This is a genomic window from Dyadobacter sp. BHUBP1, assembly GCF_050587785.1.
Lineage (GTDB): Bacteria > Bacteroidota > Bacteroidia > Cytophagales > Spirosomataceae > Dyadobacter.
This window is the reverse complement of the sequence record NZ_JBOBIH010000004.1, coordinates 280,401-298,040: the sequence shown is the minus strand read 5'-3', so window position 1 is coordinate 298,040 and position 17,640 is coordinate 280,401. Positions and strand designations below refer to the sequence as shown.

The window sequence follows — 17,640 nt, the reverse complement described above, 5'->3', positions numbered from 1 at the left end:
TGATTGGGTAAAAATTTACTTGGCAAGTAATGCATCGGCCGGGTCGCGGCCTGAGAGCAGGCCCTCTCGCGAGGGACTCAGGGTGATATCGGGTATAATGCCGCGGGAGATACCGGATTCGGGCCTAACGGCCATGTAGTAGCCCGCAAGCGGAATACCGAGGTCCAGCCCGGTAGCAGGCAGTTTGTAAATTGCGAACGTGCCGCTGTTGTCGCCCTGATAGGCCCCGCCCGACTCTTCACCTATGAACATGCCCCGGTTTTCGTTGCGTGCGACGGCCAGAAACTCCGATGTAACAGAATAGCTCAGTCCATCCAGCAGGAATGTAACATTTCCGGTATAAGCCTGCCGGTGAGGGCGGTGCATGCCGAGGTTCTGGTGCTTTCTGAACAACAACCGGCCTTGAGCGTCTTTCCGGATAAACCATCTGGCCAGCCCGATAAACCGCGGCAGGTAGACATTCCCCCTATTCGGAACATCCCTTTTACGTTTCACTTTCACTTCAATGCGATCGTAATACCGGAAGTCGTTTCGGGCAATGTGCGCATACAAATGTTTTCCTAACCCATCGTTTCCGCCTTCATTGCCCCTGACGTCAATGACCAGCCGCTGCACCTTGCGGCTGCCGATCTGCACAAATGCCGAATCCAGAAACCGCCGGAAGTACTTGTCGCCCTGCTGCGGGTAGAACGTCGCAATCCGAAGTTTCGCTACGGTATCGGAAGGAAAACTGAGGTGATTATAACTGATCAGATAAGAGGCATTCCGGTTCAGCTCGTGCCAGGCGTCGGTGCTGATGCCCGCCATCCCGACGGTCGTTTCCTCCCCTTGCTCATCGGCCAGCACGATCGTAAACTGCTCACGGCCCGACTGAATGAAATCGGCGTACCAGGCGCTGAAATACTGCTGGATTTGTGCATCGGCCGAAGTTTGTACGTGCGCATCCACAAACAACTGGGCACGTAATGCATGCAGAACTGAATCGATCGGTTGCCCGTTAATGCGTTTCACATATTTCCCCACAGCCTCCGGGTGCTGCGAACGTATCACCAGCGTTTGTCCGCTGTTGTCAAATCGCACGATTATGGGGATGAGATTATCGGTAAAAAAATAGAATGGAAATCCTTTCATGGGCGGAAAAAACTTGGTGTGCCCGCAACGGATTTTCGTCAGGACCGGATTCACCATCCTGAAAAAAGAAATGAAGGAGGTCGAGTCACTGCTGGCTATTACGTTTCTCACCGAATCGAGCGCATGCAGGACTTCCTCACGCGGCCCGAAGCGTCCAAAGCCGGGGTGAAGGGTTACCACCGCAGCGCGAACCATTTCCAGGTCGGACAGCAGGGCGTGGGAAGGATATTTTCTATCGGGCAAAGATTGTGCACCGGTTGCTAAGTATATAGCCAGTTGCAGGAATGCAGTGAGTAGTGTACGAAGTTTCATTTTAAAATTTTCCGCAATTTTGGCTAAAAACGGGGTGTACATCGTCTTTCCCGACAAGTTCATACCTCTTTAATATCCCTGTTTCGCGCATTTACCTTCCTGTTTTGATCACTGCAATACTTCTTTCAGGCATTATTCAAGGCGGGTTTCTGGCCCTTATGCTGCTGAGAAAACCGTCCAATCAGGTCGCCAACCGGATCCTTGCCGCACTCATTCTGGTGCTGATGAGCCACCTTTTCCTGATCTGCCTGGACGTTAAAGATCTGTTTCTTCTGTACCCGCATTTCAGCAGGCTGTCGTGGCTTTTGCCGCTTCTGTACGGTCCGCTCATCCTGCTGCTGACGCAAAGCATTACCGATCCCGATTTCAGGCTGCATCGCCGGCAATGGCTGTCACTCCTGCCTTTTGGTGTTTACTTCTTCGTGCTGCTCCCCTATTTCGCCTTACCGGCGGCCGACAAGCTCGCTTATCTTTCTAACCCCCGGCTTGTCGCGCAACAGGATTTTGGCTGGATGAACACGCTCACCAACTACCTGCACGTGGGTTTCGTCGTGGGTGCATTGGCGACGTTCTACCGCAACCTCCGCAAACGTACCGACCATTTTTCGAACAGCGAGCTGATCGACGTCCACTGGCTGAAAGAATTTCTCTGGATCGTGCTGTCGGTGGTGCTCTTTTCCGTGGCCACATTTTACGGCCGGAAGTACCAGCTCGCCTACCTCGAGAGCATTTACCCGGCGCATTTCCTGCTGGTGGTGGTGCTGGTCTACTGGATCGCATTCAAGCTGCTTCACGAACAAACTGCCCTGACGCCCGTTCCTGCGCCGCCGCAGGCGCATCCCGCACAGGAGGCGGAACCCGCGATCAAGTACGCCAAAAGCAGCCTCACCGATGCGCTCAGTGAAGATATTGCCCAACGGGTCACCACCCTGATGCATTCCCAAAAGGCTTATCTGGACAATAATCTAACGCTCGCAGAACTTGCCGCGCGCCTGGACATCCCCCGGCACCAGCTGTCGCAGGTGATTAATACTGCATTTGGCGTAAATTTTTTCGAATTTGTCAACCAGTACCGGTTACAGGAATTCAAAAGCCAGGCGCTTGATCCCTCCAACCAGCATTTATCGCTGCTGGGTATCGCGCTGGAATGCGGTTTCAACTCCAAGGCGACCTTCAACCAGGCATTCAAAAAGCTGGAAGGAACCACGCCGTCCGATTTCGTAAGGAAGAGCCGGGAAAGTGTATTGAAATAACCATCAGCGAGACGTCATGCAATCACAGCTCATTCTTCAAAACCTGGCCGATTCCATCCAGCTTGACCCAGTCGAAATAGATCTTTTCCTGTCGCTGTTGCAAGCGCAAAAACTCCGCAGAAGGGAATATCTCTTGCAGGCTGGCGAGGTGTGCAGGTACCAGTCCTTCGTAGTCTCCGGCTGTTTGAAGGTCTCTTACCTGGATCCCGCCGGTTCGGAGCACGTGGTGAAATTTGCGCCCGAAAACTGGTGGGCGGTCGACCTGGAAAGTTTTGCCCTCCAATCCGGCGCTTTTTATTCTATCCAGGCGGTTGAGGATACAGAGATACTGAAAATCAGCCGGACAAACATGGATCTGCTATTGGATCGTGTTCCCAGATTCGAGAAGTTCAACCGGCTTATGTACCAAACAGCGTACATCGCTTTGCAGCGCAGGCTTACCCAAAACCTCGCCAGCAAGGCCGACGAGCGTTACCAGCAATTTCAATTAAAATACCCCGGCCTGCAAAACCGGATCGCCCAGAAAGACATTGCCTCGTATCTCGGAGTTACTCCCGAATTCCTCAGTTCGATGCGCCGTCGTGAAATGCGTGTGCATTTTTAACACAACGCATTTCTTAATCTACCTTAAGAGTTTACGCTTTTTTCGGGCCTTGCTTTGTGAAACTAAATTCAACAATGAATGGATCAAAGCATTGCTTACACAAACACCGACTGGTCGGGCCTTTTGCTGCGCCTGACACTTGCACTGGTCATGTTCCCCCACGGCGCCCAAAAAATGCTGGGAATTTTCGGCGGATATGGATTCAAGGCAACGATGAGCTTCTTTACGGAATCCATGAAACTACCGTCGCCCATCGCATTCCTCGTAATTGTCATCGAGTTTGTCGGGCCAATAAGCCTTCTTCTCGGCTTAGGCACAAGGCTCTGGGCGACGGCACTCGCGGTCGTCATGATCGGGGCCGTCTGGACGACGAGCGGCCAACACGGTTTCTTTATGAATTGGTATGGGAACCAGGCCGGGGAAGGTTTTGAATACCATTTGCTGGTCATTGGCCTCTGCCTGTCCCTGCTGATCTCGGGCGGCGGACAATATGCGCTCGACCGGCTATTCTGAACGAACGTCGTTCGCAGCGATTTGACCCAACGATTGGAGGATAGCAGCGAAAAATTGTCTGATATCCTCCACCAGCAAGTCGGGGACTTCCATGGCCGGAAAATGGCATCCGCTTTCGTAAAAAGACCACCTGTCCGGCTCGCCCAGAAAGGACGTCAATTTTTTCAGCAGGCTTTCGTCTTCTTTTTTACCAAAACAAGCCATCGCGGACGGCACCTTCGGAGGTGCCCACTGACTGGCTTCCTGTGCGCCGTCACCGCCCCAATCGAATGCCATACTCATGTTTTCAGACAGGATGGCCGCGCTCGACGCACCCAACTGATTGAACCAGTATAAGGAAACATTGGTCAGCATGAGATCCAACCCAATGGCGTCTTCCGGAAGGTCTTTATCGCTGTCGGTCCATTCCTTATACTTTTCGACCATCCACGCAAGCTGCGCTACCGGGCTGTCCGACAAGGCAATGCCGATCGTGTCGGGTCTGGTCGCCTGAATGTCCAGGTAGGCCGTATCGTCTTTTTTATAGCGCTTCATGCGTTCGAGCCCCGTTTTTTCCGCGTCCGTGAACGCCGAATCATCCGCAGGGAACATGCCTAACCCGGCAACCGCAAAAAAGTCTGAATTGATGTGCGTTCCTATGAGGTTATACGCAGCCACACCCGACATGATCCCCGCGATGCCGGCACCCATATCGCCGCCATGCACCGCGAATTTCTCGTAACCGAGCCTGTTCATCAAAGTGGTGAACGTCTCCGCGATCTTGAACATATTATAACCCTTCGTTTTGACAGGTATCGAAAACCCAAAACCGGGAATCGAGGGAATAACGAGGTCGAATGCGATCTGACCGGGATCCTGCGGATTCGATAGCGGCTCGATGATCCGGGTAAAATCGGCGAAGGATCCCGGCCAGCCGTGGATGAGCATTAATGGAACGGCATTGGCCCTGGCAGACCTGATATGCAGATAGTGGATGTTCTGCCCTTCGATTTCGGTCATGAAATGCGGGTACCGGTTCAATTCCGCTTCCTGTTTCTCCCAGTTGAACTGGTGCTGCCAATAATCGGCAATCTGTTTCAGGTAATCGACCGGAACACCTTTTTCCCATCCGGTTTGAATAGCCGGGGCGGCCCAGCGGGCATTGGCGAGTCTTTGTTTGAGGTAATCGACTTCCTGGCCGGAAATCTGAATTTGGAATGGCTGCATGGTTTTCGAATTTTGAATGTGAAATTGATAACATGACAAAATTCGGCACCGCGCGTCCGGCAGACGATAACAATTGTTAATAAACGCTACGCCGGTTCCGGATCCGGCTCAACGACACGGAGGTAACACCCAGGAAAGAGGCGATGTAATGCTGCGGCACCCTTTGCAATATTTGCGGATATTGTTCCAGCAGCTCGCGGTACCGCTCCTCGGGGCTGTTTTTAATCCTGGAAAGAAACAGTTTTTCGACGTATAGCAATCGCTGGTGCGTTTGCTCTTCCATCGCCTCGCGGATCAGCGGGGAGGCATCGATAATCTCGGAGTAGTCCTTTTTGGTAAGGGTATGAAGCACACAGGGTTCGAGGGTTTCGATCGCATACAGGCTTGGCTGGCTGTACCGGAAGCTTTCGGCCGAAGAAACACCCTCTCCTTCAAAGAAAAACTGGAAAGTAATGTCTTTGCCGTCTTTATTGAACGAAAGCCTCAGGCAGCCCTTCTCGATAAAATAGACTTTTCTGGCAACCTCTCCCTCTTCGAGCAACACGGTTTTTGCCGGAATCTGCTCCCTCCTGAACAAGTGACCGAATTTAGCCCACTCAGCCTGAATGTTTTGCTCCATGAATTCCTGATTTTCCGGGTTAACGCTTGCCGGTCGCGTCCCCTATAAAGAGAATATCCCGATATCTGATTTCCGCGAGGGCATTCAGTTTCCACCTGACCAGCTGCTTTCGCCAGCCCGTCGCCTTGTCAAGCTCATTTCCATATTCGTCCATTACCCGTTTTTTGATCGCCTCGCGGAGACCACTCCGCTGAGCGGGACGCGGATTTACGAAAAAACCATTGTTATCGGGAAGCATATTGATCCGTATTTCGATTTACATTGTGTAAGATACGTTTTTACAAGTAATATTACAGCTTCCTCCCCTTTTATGGGATTGATAAACCGCATCTAGCTTCATGGACCAAAAGACAATACGAATCAAAGACATTGCACTTAAAGCTAAAGTATCCCCCGGCACGGTGGACCGCGTCATTCATAACCGGGGAAAAGTGGCGGAAAAAGTCAGGATCCGCATTCAGAAAATCATCGACGAAAGCAACTACGAACCCAACCTGATGGCGCGTGCGCTCGGTTCGAAAAAGCAGTACCGGTTTGCAGCCCTGATTCCGGACCATCAGATCGATTCGTATTGGCTGGCCCCCAAAACCGGCATTGAAAAAGCGGCCGGTGAACTGAAACAATTCGGCGTTTCGGTGCGTCAATTCATTTTCAATCCCTACGATGCGAAGGATTTTGTCAAAAAAGCGGAAGAGCTGACGGCCACACACCCTGAGGGTATATTTCTGTCGCCGATCTTTTACCACGAGGTACTCCCATTTCTCGCACAATGGCACGACAGCTCGGTCCCGTTTGTGCTCTTCAACACCGAGATATCCGACCACGGGCCATTGAGCTACATCGGGCAGGATTCGTACCAGAGCGGGAAGCTGGCTGGGAAACTCATGCATTATGGCCAATCGGAACCATGCTCGATCCTGATCGTGCACATCGACGAGAAAATTGACAATGCGGCCCACTTGCTCAAAAAAGAGGAAGGTTTGCGGGACTATTTCGGACAGCAGCGGGGCGGTTTCAGCATTACGACGATCGAACTCGACAGCTCCGATCCCGAAAGTTTCAATAATAGGCTCGGCGAAGCCGTGAACGGCATCGCCGACCTGCGGCATATTTTCGTGACGACTTCTAAAGCGCACCTAGTCGCCGCGGAGCTCGAACGGAGGCAATTGGGCGATATCCGCATTATCGGCTATGACCTGTTGCCTGCCAACCTGCATTACCTCGAAAAAGGCAGCATCGGTTTCCTGATCAACCAGAACCCGGAACGGCAGGGCTACCTGGGTATCCGGCAGCTGGCAGACTTCCTGGTGTTCCGCAAGGCAGTCGCCAAAACAAAATTCCTGCCGCTGGACATCATCACGCTTGAAAACCTTCGATACTACCTGGAAGAGGACGTCATGAACACGGCAGAAAAGCTCGTCTGACCGGCCGACAGCATGAGCGACCGGGCCATTTGTAACCGATAATTGCAGTAACGTAGATCAGCAAAATTAAAATTTTACAAAAGTGTGTACGCACACACTTTTATTTGGTAGTTTCGTATTTATGAAACTGACCCTACCGCTTCTTTTCATCTACCTGGTCTCGTTCGGACCGGCCACTGCACAGGAACTTCCTTACGTTTCCGACAGCAATTCATGGAATCCCGACTCCCTGGGAAACGTCCGTGCCGTGATCGACGTGAAGCAGAAAGGCGCCGCTGCCGCGAGGGCCAGGATCGACTGGCGCCGCCGCGACCGGCATACCGACAGCGAGGTGATTGTGGTGGACAGCTCGACCAATCGCCGGGTTTTGAATGTAAAAACGGACCATATCAGCCGCGAATCAGGTGAGGTCACTTTCGAACCGGAATCGGGCGCGGGGACCTATTATATTTATTATTTGCCTTACAAAGTCCAGGGGCGAACCAATTACCCAACAGCCAATTACCTGAAAAGGAGCAACACAGCCTCTGCGACGTGGTTAAGCAGCCTCAAAAATGCGATACCGGCGAAAGTCCGGCATATTGAAGCGGTCAATGGAATGAGCAGCCCCTACCCGATGGAAGTGATCGCAAAATCGGGTGAAATCAAAAAACTGCTGGCGGCAAATGCTTCCCGAAAATACCTCGTGTTTCCCGAAGACCGGATGCACCCGATCCGCATGACGGACGATCTGCCGCAGCGCTGGATCAAGAAAGGTGCCAACCGCGCATTCCACGACGAAGCGCAACCCGGTGAAAACTACACTTTTCAGCTTGGCGTATATCCAACATCGTTATCGCTGAATAATGTCCGTATCCGCTTTTCTGATTTAAAGCAGGGCAGCCTGGCCATTATTCCTGCCAAAGCATTCTCCTGCCTGAACACCGACGGTACCGGCTGGGATGCGCAACCGGTTAAAAAGCAGGTATCCGTCGCCAAAGGTAAAGTACAGGCGCTCTGGTGCCTGGCCGACATCCCCGCGAACATCCCTGCGGGCGCCTATACAGGCAAGGTTTACGTTACGGCCTCCAATGCCCCTGAAACGGCTATTGATATTGCCCTGCAAATCGGCGGACCGGTGCTGTCCGACAAGGGCATCAGCGATCCGCAAAAGCAAACCCGACTGGCATGGCTGAACTCGACCATGGCGCAACAGAACGACGTAATCAGCCCCTACCTGCCCTTGCAGCGGCAAGGCAATACAATTTCGCTTTTGGGCCGGAGGTTTACCGTCGGCAGCAATGGACTGCCTGAGCGCATTGAAACCTATTTTACACCGGAAATGACCGGCCTCTCCACCACGCCGAAAGATGTACTGAAAGCCCCATTCCGGTTTGTAGTTACGGCGAAAGGAGGAAGTGTTGAAAAATGGGCCGATCAGGGCGTCCGCTATACCGAACAATCGCCCGGCACAGTGGCCTGGACGGCTGCGGGCACATCCTCGCACCTGCGTATGGACGTGACGGGGCATATCGAATTCGACGGTTTTGTGGCCTATGATGTTCAGGTAACGGCACTTTCGGACACTGAACTGGACGACATTTACATGGATATTCCCATGAGTCCCGATGCCGCCCGTTACATGATGGGTCTCAACCTGAAAGGTGGCAAACGCCCCGCCTCCTACGACTGGAAATGGGAAGTGGCTACCAAAAATCAGGACGGCGCGTGGATCGGCGATGTCAATGCCGGGCTCAACTTCTCCCTGCGCGACGAGCATTACGTTCGCCCGCTGAATACCAATTTCTACCTTCAAAAGCCCCTTCTGCTGCCCACTTCATGGGGTAACGCCAACAAAGGAGGCATCCGGATCTCGGAAACCGACGGCCAGGTATTGGTCCGGAATTACAGCAGCGCCCGAACCATGAAAAAAGGGGAAAGGCTGCATTACAATTTCACCCTGCTCATTACGCCATTTCACGCGCTGGATACCGATGCCCAATGGAAAACACGGTTCTATCACCGTTACAACGATCCCGACTCGATCAGGGCGAAAGGTGCGACAATCGTCAATATCCACCACGCGACGCCCATTAACCCTTATATCAACTACCCTTTCATCGAACATAAGGCGATGAAGGCGTATATCGACAAGGCTCATCGGGATGGTTTGCAGGTGAAGATCTACAACACAGTGCGCGAGCTGTCCAACAGCGCGTACGAGCTATTTCCCCTGCGCAGCCTCGGGCATGAGATCTTCTCGCCGGGCAAGGGATTGGGCTATGCCTGGTTGCAGGAGCATTTGGGCGACGATTACATTGCCGCCTGGTATGTCCCTGAAATCAAGGATGCCGCGGTGGTCAATTCGGGTATGAGCCGCTGGCATAACTACTATGTGGAGGGCATGAACTGGCTGACGCAAAACGTGGGAATTGACGGTATTTACCTCGACGACGTAGCTTTCGACCGCACCACCATGAAGCGCGTCAAGCGCGTGCTCACCCGCGACGGCCACCCGGGCTACATCGACCTTCATTCGGCCAACCAGTACAACAAAAACGATGGGTTCAACAACAGCGCGAACCTGTACATGGAGCATTTCCCCTACCTGAACCGCCTCTGGTTCGGAGAATATTTTGATTATGAACAAAATAACCCCGATTTCTTCATGACCGAAGTTTCCGGCATCCCCTTTGGCCTCATGGGCGAAATGCTCGAAAACGGCGGTAATCCGTGGAGAGGGCTCATTTACGGCATGACCAACCGTATGCCCTGGAAAGAAGGCAGCGACGCGCGCGCGATCTGGAAAGTGTGGGACGCGTTCGGAATGCAGGGAAGCAAAATGCTGGGCTACTGGACCGATGCCAACCCGGTCAAAACAGACCATGCGAAAGTGCTCACTACGAGCTATGTGCAGGATAAGCGGGCGCTTGTCTCTATCGCGAGCTGGGCAGAAGCCGACACCAGTTTTCACCTGAATATCGATTGGAAAAAGCTGGGCATCGACCCGCACAAAGCTCAGATTACCGCGCCGGAGATTGTCAACTTTCAATCGGCCGCCAATTTCACTGCTGCACAGTCTATTCCGGTTACAAAAGGCCGCGGATGGTTACTGATTATATCGGAAAAACCGTAATCAGTAAAATGAAGTATTTCAGTTTCATTTTCCAGTAAAATTTTCTTTCAAATTGATAAAATGCAGGAATTTTAATTTTAGAGTGTGTGCGCACACATTTTGTTTTCTACATTTGTTTCAACTGATATTTCACTCTGAATGAGCGCGTTTGACAGGAGCTACCAACCGGTAGTCGTTCCCGTCCGGAAGAGCTTTTTATGTTAACCCCAAAAACCCAATTCCTATGAAGTTAAAGGCTATACTGAGTTTCATTTTCGTTGCCCTGCTGGCTGTCGGCAGCAGCTTCGGTCAATCCGGCGAGATCCGCGTGTCGGGTACGGTGACCGACGCCAAGGGGGCCGAAATACCCGGTGCCAACGTATCGCTGTCGGGCACTACCACGGGTGTGATTACAGACGCACAGGGCAAATTTGCCCTCGCCGTTCCCAATAGCCAGTCGGTGCTGCGCATTTCGTTTATCGGCTATAAAACCGCCGAGATTACCGTGGGCAACCAGACGGTCTTCAAGGTGACACTCGAAGAAGATTCCAAAACCCTCGATCAATTGGTGGTCGTAGGATATGGTACCCAGAAGAAAAAGGACCTGACCGGTGCGGTAAGCTCGATCGCCAGCGAAAGCCTCAACCTTGGCGGTGCCACTTCCAACGTGGCCCAGGCATTCCAGGGACGCGCGGCGGGTGTACAGGTGAGCCAGTCGAACTCGGCGCCCGGCGGTACCACCGTGGTGCGCATCCGGGGTGGTAACTCCATTTCATCCACCAACGAGCCTTTGTACGTGGTCGACGGCTTTCCTTCCGAAACGGGAAAGGACATTAACCCCAACGATATCGAAGACATCCAGATCCTGAAAGACGCTTCCGCAACCGCTATTTACGGTGCCCGTGGCGCCAACGGTGTTGTGATCATCACCACCAAAAGAGGAAAAGCAGGTAAGGCGCAGGTTGTTTTCGACAGCTATTACGGTGTGCAGAAAGTGAGCAGCAGCTACGAGAAAATGACCGGGTTGCAAGCGATGGAAATCACCAATGCAAAAAATGCCGAAAAGGGCCTGCCTGCATTGTACACGCCCAACGACCTGGCCAGCGGCATCAGCAACGACTGGTTCAAACTGGCTACCCGCAATGCGAGTGTACAGAGTTACAGCCTGACTGCCAGCGGTGGTAACGACGATACCCGCGTGGCATTATCACTCAATTATTTCAACCAGGACGGTGCATTGAAAAACACTGACTATGACCGTTATTCGGTGCGCCTGAATGCCGACAAGCAGTTTGGCAAGCGCTTTAAAATGGGCGCCAACATTTATGGTGCGCATACCTTCTCGCGGTTCAAGAATTATGATGGGTCCATTGTTCCTTCCAACGTCATGTACGGTATCCTTTCGGCTTCGCCTGCGGTGCCAGCTTACAATGCGAACGGAAGTTTCGCCCGTTTCCAGGGCCGCGATAACCCGCTGGCCTGGCTGCTCGCTCCTACCAACGATAAATTCGGCAACAAACTTAATATCAATGCATTTGCCGAATACATGATCACCGACGAACTTACATTCAAGGTCAATGCCGGAACGGAATACAACGGTTTCAAAGAAGGTACTTACCTCCCCCGCGACCTCGTGGACGGCGAAAAAGTAAAAGGCCGTGCTACCGTGAACGACAATGCGGCTTACCGGAACCTGGTAGAAGCTTATTTTACCTACATCAAAAACTTCGGCGACCACTCGATCAATGCGGTAGCCGGTGTGTCGACCCAGGATGATAAGACCGAAGAGCATTACTCGGCTGTTCAGAATTTCAGCTCGGATGTGTTTTTGTATAACAACCTGGGGGCAGGAACGGAACGCGTAACCTCCACCAGCTCGAAAATCAATACCAAGATCGCTTCGGCCTACGGCAGGATCAACTACGGCTTCAAGGACAAGTACCTGGCCACATTCACTATTCGTCGCGACGGTTCGTCACGCTTCGGGGAAAACAACCGTTACGGATATTTTCCGTCGGGCTCATTGGCTTGGCGTATCGGGGATGAGGAGTTTGTGAAAACCCTTAACCTGTTCTCCGACCTGAAAGTACGCGCCAGCTATGGTGTTACCGGTAACGACCGCATCGGGGATTATGCCTACATGACGACCTTCTCACCCGTGAACGTGACCCTCGACGGCGATAATTCGTACGGCGGTGTGGCAGCGACCCGCTTGCCCAACCCTGACCTGAAATGGGAAAGTACCGCACAGCTTGACCTCGGTGTGGACATGGCGTTCCTCGGCGGCCGCATTTCGGCGACATTCGATTACTACCACAAAAAGACCAACGACCTGCTGATGAATATCCCTATCGGCGACTGGCAGGGTTTCAGCAGCCAGATCGTGAACGCGGGTGCCATCCAGAACAAGGGAGTTGAACTTTCGCTCAATACGCAGAACATTTCCAAAGGCAGTTTCCGCTGGAAAACCGCATTGAACATTGCCTATAACAAGCAAAAGATCCTCGACCTCGGCGGGCGTCCTTACATTATCACTACCACTGCCAACCCGTACGGAGGCCGTGCGGTGGATTTCACCAAGCTGGAACCGGGCCGTGAGCTCAGCAGCTTCTTCGGGTACCAGTATGCAGGCGTGATCAAAACCGGCGAAAGTTATGCGCCGCAGCCCAATGCACCCGCAGGAAGCCCTAAATATGTGGACGTGAACGGCGACAATGTGATCAATGCCAACGACCGTACCTTCCTCGGCCACGCCAACCCGCATTATACTTTCGGAATCGGCAACGAGTTCAGATACAAGAACTTTGATTTGAATATCTTCATGCAGGGCGCATTGGATTACAGTCTGTACAATGCCAATGCGCTGATCCTCGAATCGGGCTTCGGCACCTCGGCGCTGAACCGCTGGACGCCTAACAACCAGAATACCGATATCCCGCAAGATGGCTATGCTACTACTTCCTACGGCGGCTACATCAACTCCCGCTTCATTGAGGACGCATCTTACCTGCGCTGCAAAATGATCACGCTGGGCTACGAGCTACCGTTCGGTCAGGCGAGCCGGGTGAAAGTGAGGCTGTACGGCACGGTGCAAAACCTGTTCACGATCACCCGCTACACCGGAACTGACCCTGAGGTGAACACGAAGGCGGCCAACAGCGGCAGTTCGGCCAGCAGCATCAACCTTGCGTCGGGTCTGGATTACACCGCATTCCCGTCGTACCGTTCCTATACCCTTGGCTTAAAAATCAATTTCTAATAGCATCAAAATGAAATACATCTCAATTCTGTCACTGATGATGTTGTTCGTGACGGTTTCCTGCGAAAGCCTGATCGAACCGAAAGTTTACAGCATCCTGACCGACGCCAATGCATTCCAGTCGAAAGACGACGCCATTGCCGCCGTGAATGCCGCTTATTCCCGACTGAAACAACCCAGCGGGAGCAACGACTCATGGATGTATTACGCGGGTTTCCAGGTAACGATCACCGACCTGACTACCGACGCCGGCCATGCCAAATCGGGCGGCGATGTGGGGCTCATGTCCGACGCCAACTGGGGACCGAGCAATACTTACCTCGCCTATGCATGGCAGCACCAGTACAAGCTGGTTTCGGACGTGAACAATGCGTTGTATTATATTCCCAAAATCAAAGCGCTGACCGCCGAGGAGCAGGCACAGTTCGCGGGCGAGCTGAAATTCCTCCGTGCGCTGGGGTATTATGACCTTACCAATGCATTTGGCCCGGTACCTTTGATGACCGAGGACTCCGTTGCCAAAAACATCCAGAACCCGGATTACGAAGCCAAAACGCCGGTTACCCAGGTAGCGGACATCAATGCGAAGATCATCAGCGACCTGGAATATGCCGCGCAGAACCTGCCTTTGAACTACACCAGCAGCAAAATTTACAAAACCAACGACGTAGGCCGTGCTACCAAAGGCTCAGCACTCGCGTTGCTTTGCAAGCTTTATATGCGTGAAAAAAACTGGCAGAAGGTGGTGGAGATCAGCCAGCAGATCACCGATCTGAAACAATACCAGCTATACCCCTCCTACTCTGAACTGTTTGCGGAAAGCAATAAATGGTGCTCCGAAAACATTTTCAGCGCATTGTCCAACAACCTCGTGGATGCCACCGAAATGATGAACCACTTCGGGCCGATCAACCACAAGGACGTGACCGACCGCTGGCAGTATTTCGGTATTCCGTGGCGGTTCTGGAATACGTTCGAGAAAAATGACGAGCGTCGTGAAATGTTCTTCTACGATTACATCGGTACCGACGGCCTCCGTTATGTGCAGCCACCGGCCGGGGCCGTAAACCCACCCGCGGGCTATTATTACCTGCCCGACGTCGCTACGAAGAAATATGCCGATCCGAAAGGCTCGACGACCTACCTCGACGGCCACGTGTTCCCGATTATCCGTTATGCCGACATCCTGCTGAGCCGCGCCGAAGCACTGAACGAGCTCACCGGCCCGAATGCGGAAAGTATCCAGCTGATCAACCAGGTAAAGGCACGCTCGAAAGCCACATTGCTGGGCGCCGCAGGCACATTCACCAAGGAAACCCTGCGCGACGCGATCCTGCAAGAGCGCGGATGGGAGTTCTTCTTCGAATGCAAACGCCGCGAAGACCTGATCCGGATGGACAAATACCAGAGCGTGGTGAACACTTACCTGAGCGCCATCGGCAAAACCCCTCGTATCGATATTAACAAACACAGATATTTCCCGTACCCACAGGCACAGGTAGACATTAATCCTAACCTTTCGAATACCGGCAGATAACCGTCGGGCAAGCATGCAGACAGGCAGTACGCACTTTCGCGTATTGCCTTCTGCCATTTTCGGGGCCGGTTTTGAATTATATTTACCAATCCATTACATCCATTTCCTATGCAACGTATCCTCCTCGCATTCGTACTCCTGATCACCGGTCTGACGTTCGTTGGCTGCAACGGTACGGGCATCGAAACAATCAGCCTCAGCGCGCCTGGCAGGAACACGCTGAAAGTGAGGATAGATATAAAAACTACCGACCCGTGTGCGGTCCGCATCGAGTATTGGCAAAAGGCCGACTCGCTGCACAAGTTCACTACCTTGTCGTCGCCCGTCGGTACCGGCCATGCATTGGTACTGACCAACCTGCGGCCCAAAACGCAATACCTTTACCATATTATTTCTTCCGACGGCGGTAAGGAAGCCACCAGCAAAGTTTATGACTTCCGCACGTCGGGCTATCCGATGTGGATCCAGGATTTTTTCCAGACCATTGCACCCGATTCGGCCATTGTGCCCGACGCATTCAAAAAAGGCTTTATTCTTTTCTCACGCCGCGAAACACCGGGGATCATTTTCCTCCTCGATCACAAAGGCGATATCCGCTGGTACCATCAGGTGAATGGGACCGGCTTTAAAACCACACAGTTCACACGCAACAAAACTATCCTGTCCATTCTCGGGACAGAAGAATACCCTACCAGCTACGGCAACGAGATTCTGGAAGTATCCCTCACAGGTGACACACTGCTACACCTGAAAAAGGGCGAGAACGATTTCAAGGAAACGATCCACCACGAGATCATCCTCAACGAACGCAGCCAGGTCGTGACATTGAATGTGCAGACGCGCATCATGGACCTTAGTTCCGTGGGCGGCACCAAGCAGGATACGGTCAAAAGCGACGGCATTCTGGTACTCGACCGTAAGGGCAGAAAAGTATGGGGCTGGTCGGTATTCGACGCACTCGACCCGCTGAAAGACCCCAGGATCTTGCAAGAGAAAAAAGACTGGATGCATGCCAATAGCGTGAGCTTCGACCGCGACGGCAATTACCTGATGTCGTTTTACAACAACGGGCAAATCTGGAAGATCGATTCAAAAACCGGTAAAGTCCTCTGGAAATTCGGCCGGGGCGGTGATTTCAAAATGCCTGCCGACGGCGTTTTCGACCAGGGCCATGCCGTGCACCGCAATGCAGAAGGCGACCTGATGCTGTTCGACAACGGTACCAGCAAGGAAACGACCCGTACACTCACATTCAGCCTCGACGAATCAGCCAAAACATCCGTTTTGAAACACCATATTACATTACCGAAGGAGTTTTACACCGCACGCATGGGCAGCGCCTACCTCGTGGGCTCCGATGCCGTACTGCATTGCAGCTCGAAGACCAACAGCATTGTCCTCACCAACCTTGACGGACGTTTCCTGTGGGCGCTCAAAAGCAGGATCATGCCCTACCGCGCCGAATTTGTTCCACAAGAGCAGGTTGCCCCCTACCTCGTAAACTGACGTGCAATGCAACCGGTACCCGCCTATCTTTTCCTGACTTTCCTGAAAATCGGTGCTACGTCGTGGGGCGGCTTTATGTCGCTGATCTCGATGATCCAGAAAAGGGTCGTCGAAAAGGACCGTATGCTCGACAATGCAAAGGTTATGGAAGGGATTTCGCTCGCATCGGTGCTGCCGGGACCAATGGCCGTCAATGTGGTTTCCTACGTGGGTTACCAGCTCGGCGGGTGGAGGGGCGCATTCATCAGCGTCGCCGCGGTGGTCCTGCCTTCCTTCGTGTTAATGCTCGCCCTTTCGCATTTCTACTTTCAATATGGCGATGTACCGGCTATGAGCCATTTCTTTGCCGGAATATTGCCTGCCGTCGCTGCTATTATCGCCAGCGTGGCGATTAGCATGGGCCGTAAAAACATTTCGGATATTCCGCAGATGCTTATTGCGATCGTTTCGGCCGTGGCTGTTTTTGTTTCAAAGTCCTATTTCTCAACGCTGGCCATTCTCCTGGCGAGTGCGGTAATGGGCTATTTGATTTATTTCAAAAAAACTGATTCCCCTGCCGTGCCTGAGCCTGCGCGAGGAGACTTCAAAATACCCTATCCATTGGTTGCAGTCGCGGTCCTGCTCACCGTACTAATTGCCTGGCCGCAAAGCAACCCGCTTGCCGCATTGCACCGTACTATCCTGCTGACGTTCTCGGGGATGAGCCTTACCCAATTTGGCGGCGGTTACGTGATCATCCCCGCCATGCAGAAGGTCATCGTGGATGGCCATCACTGGCTTTCCGACCGTTCATTTGCCGACGCCATTGCGATGGGACAGGTTACGCCCGGGCCGATTTTTATCAGTGCAACATTCATCGGTTATAAACTCGCCGGCTTCTGGGGTGCATTGAACGCCACTATCGCCATTTTCACCCCCACGGCCATTCTAACCGTCATAACTGCCCGTTTTTTCAATAGGATCAACCAATCGGAAGTGGTCATTACGGTATTTAAAGGTTTGAGACCGGCTATTATAGGGATGATCATTTCGGCCGGCGTTTCCATTTTGTGGGGCGATGGCATCACCGTATTTTCTGCGGCCGTATTTGCAGCCGCGCTTGGCGCAACGATTTATTTCAAAACCGATCCGGCATTAGTAGTGCCGGCAGCCGGCATTCTTGGATTACTTATCTTGTAAGTT

13 protein-coding genes are annotated in these 17,640 nt (G+C 52.7%); 9 read left to right on the top strand and 4 right to left on the bottom strand.

What is annotated here, in order from left to right; translation table 11 throughout:
• Positions 1 to 15 precede the first annotated feature (15 nt).
• On the bottom strand, positions 16 to 1,443 hold the full coding sequence (locus ACQ4MZ_RS17815) for a S41 family peptidase (RefSeq protein WP_430846885.1): 1,428 nt from the start codon (positions 1,441 to 1,443) through the stop codon (positions 16 to 18).
• Positions 1,444 to 1,547: 104 nt separating this feature from the next.
• Between ACQ4MZ_RS17815 and ACQ4MZ_RS17810 the strand changes: the two genes are divergently transcribed.
• The 3 genes from ACQ4MZ_RS17810 to ACQ4MZ_RS17800 all read left to right on the top strand — a co-directional run bounded on the left by ACQ4MZ_RS17810 (position 1,548) and on the right by ACQ4MZ_RS17800 (position 3,813).
• Complete coding sequence (locus ACQ4MZ_RS17810; protein WP_430846883.1) at positions 1,548 to 2,696, top strand: helix-turn-helix domain-containing protein; 1,149 nt, start codon at positions 1,548 to 1,550, stop codon at positions 2,694 to 2,696.
• A 16-nt stretch (positions 2,697 to 2,712) separates the two neighbouring features.
• On the top strand, positions 2,713 to 3,300 hold the full coding sequence (locus tag ACQ4MZ_RS17805; RefSeq protein WP_430846881.1) for a Crp/Fnr family transcriptional regulator: 588 nt from the start codon (positions 2,713 to 2,715) through the stop codon (positions 3,298 to 3,300).
• Between the two features lie 78 nt (positions 3,301 to 3,378).
• A complete protein-coding gene (locus ACQ4MZ_RS17800; protein WP_430846879.1) occupies positions 3,379 to 3,813 on the top strand; it encodes a DoxX family protein in 435 nt (144 codons plus the stop codon).
• Here ACQ4MZ_RS17800 and ACQ4MZ_RS17795 read toward each other — a convergent pair.
• From ACQ4MZ_RS17795 to ACQ4MZ_RS17785, 3 genes are all read right to left on the bottom strand, one after another.
• Positions 3,805 to 5,019, bottom strand: coding sequence for an epoxide hydrolase family protein (locus ACQ4MZ_RS17795; RefSeq protein ID WP_430846877.1), 1,215 nt, complete (start codon positions 5,017 to 5,019; stop codon positions 3,805 to 3,807). The genes ACQ4MZ_RS17800 and ACQ4MZ_RS17795 overlap by 9 nt on opposite strands.
• 76 nt (positions 5,020 to 5,095) lie before the next feature.
• Positions 5,096 to 5,638 carry a Crp/Fnr family transcriptional regulator gene (locus tag ACQ4MZ_RS17790; RefSeq protein WP_430846875.1) on the bottom strand — a complete coding sequence of 181 codons (543 nt, stop codon included), beginning with the start codon at positions 5,636 to 5,638 and terminating at the stop codon, positions 5,096 to 5,098.
• A 19-nt stretch (positions 5,639 to 5,657) separates the two neighbouring features.
• Positions 5,658 to 5,876 carry a hypothetical protein gene (locus ACQ4MZ_RS17785; protein ID WP_430846873.1) on the bottom strand — a complete coding sequence of 73 codons (219 nt, stop codon included), beginning with the start codon at positions 5,874 to 5,876 and terminating at the stop codon, positions 5,658 to 5,660.
• A gap of 100 nt (positions 5,877 to 5,976) precedes the next feature.
• On the opposite strand from ACQ4MZ_RS17785, the gene ACQ4MZ_RS17780 reads away from it, so the two are divergent.
• The 6 genes from ACQ4MZ_RS17780 to chrA all read left to right on the top strand — a co-directional run bounded on the left by ACQ4MZ_RS17780 (position 5,977) and on the right by chrA (position 17,637).
• Positions 5,977 to 7,062: a substrate-binding domain-containing protein gene (locus ACQ4MZ_RS17780; RefSeq protein ID WP_430846871.1), complete on the top strand. Its 1,086-nt coding sequence runs from the start codon at positions 5,977 to 5,979 to the stop codon at positions 7,060 to 7,062.
• A gap of 121 nt (positions 7,063 to 7,183) precedes the next feature.
• Positions 7,184 to 10,177, top strand: coding sequence for a glycoside hydrolase domain-containing protein (locus ACQ4MZ_RS17775; RefSeq protein ID WP_430846869.1), 2,994 nt, complete (start codon positions 7,184 to 7,186; stop codon positions 10,175 to 10,177).
• A 223-nt stretch (positions 10,178 to 10,400) separates the two neighbouring features.
• A complete protein-coding gene (locus tag ACQ4MZ_RS17770; RefSeq protein ID WP_430846867.1) occupies positions 10,401 to 13,415 on the top strand; it encodes a SusC/RagA family TonB-linked outer membrane protein in 3,015 nt (1,004 codons plus the stop codon).
• A 10-nt stretch (positions 13,416 to 13,425) separates the two neighbouring features.
• Complete coding sequence (locus ACQ4MZ_RS17765) at positions 13,426 to 14,952, top strand: RagB/SusD family nutrient uptake outer membrane protein (protein WP_430846865.1); 1,527 nt, start codon at positions 13,426 to 13,428, stop codon at positions 14,950 to 14,952.
• Positions 14,953 to 15,060: 108 nt separating this feature from the next.
• Positions 15,061 to 16,458 carry an aryl-sulfate sulfotransferase gene (locus ACQ4MZ_RS17760; RefSeq protein ID WP_430846863.1) on the top strand — a complete coding sequence of 466 codons (1,398 nt, stop codon included), beginning with the start codon at positions 15,061 to 15,063 and terminating at the stop codon, positions 16,456 to 16,458.
• A 6-nt stretch (positions 16,459 to 16,464) separates the two neighbouring features.
• Positions 16,465 to 17,637, top strand: a complete 1,173-nt coding sequence (gene chrA, locus ACQ4MZ_RS17755) for a chromate efflux transporter (RefSeq protein ID WP_430846861.1) — start codon at positions 16,465 to 16,467, stop codon at positions 17,635 to 17,637.
• Positions 17,638 to 17,640 lie beyond the last annotated feature (3 nt).

Excerpts from the sequence above, each read along its gene's own strand:
- ACQ4MZ_RS17815 (WP_430846885.1), bottom strand. The coding sequence starts at position 1,443 with ATGAAACTTCGTACACTACTCACTGCATTCCTGCAACTGGCTATATAC.
- ACQ4MZ_RS17805 (WP_430846881.1), top strand. The coding sequence starts at position 2,713 with ATGCAATCACAGCTCATTCTTCAAAACCTGGCCGATTCCATCCAGCTT.
- ACQ4MZ_RS17800 (WP_430846879.1), top strand. The coding sequence starts at position 3,379 with ATGGATCAAAGCATTGCTTACACAAACACCGACTGGTCGGGCCTTTTG.
- ACQ4MZ_RS17795 (WP_430846877.1), bottom strand. The coding sequence starts at position 5,019 with ATGCAGCCATTCCAAATTCAGATTTCCGGCCAGGAAGTCGATTACCTC.
- ACQ4MZ_RS17790 (WP_430846875.1), bottom strand. The coding sequence starts at position 5,638 with ATGGAGCAAAACATTCAGGCTGAGTGGGCTAAATTCGGTCACTTGTTC.
- ACQ4MZ_RS17785 (WP_430846873.1), bottom strand. The coding sequence starts at position 5,876 with ATGCTTCCCGATAACAATGGTTTTTTCGTAAATCCGCGTCCCGCTCAG.
- ACQ4MZ_RS17780 (WP_430846871.1), top strand. The coding sequence starts at position 5,977 with ATGGACCAAAAGACAATACGAATCAAAGACATTGCACTTAAAGCTAAA.
- ACQ4MZ_RS17775 (WP_430846869.1), top strand. The coding sequence starts at position 7,184 with ATGAAACTGACCCTACCGCTTCTTTTCATCTACCTGGTCTCGTTCGGA.
- ACQ4MZ_RS17770 (WP_430846867.1), top strand. The coding sequence starts at position 10,401 with ATGAAGTTAAAGGCTATACTGAGTTTCATTTTCGTTGCCCTGCTGGCT.
- ACQ4MZ_RS17765 (WP_430846865.1), top strand. The coding sequence starts at position 13,426 with ATGAAATACATCTCAATTCTGTCACTGATGATGTTGTTCGTGACGGTT.
- ACQ4MZ_RS17760 (WP_430846863.1), top strand. The coding sequence starts at position 15,061 with ATGCAACGTATCCTCCTCGCATTCGTACTCCTGATCACCGGTCTGACG.
- chrA (WP_430846861.1), top strand. The coding sequence starts at position 16,465 with ATGCAACCGGTACCCGCCTATCTTTTCCTGACTTTCCTGAAAATCGGT.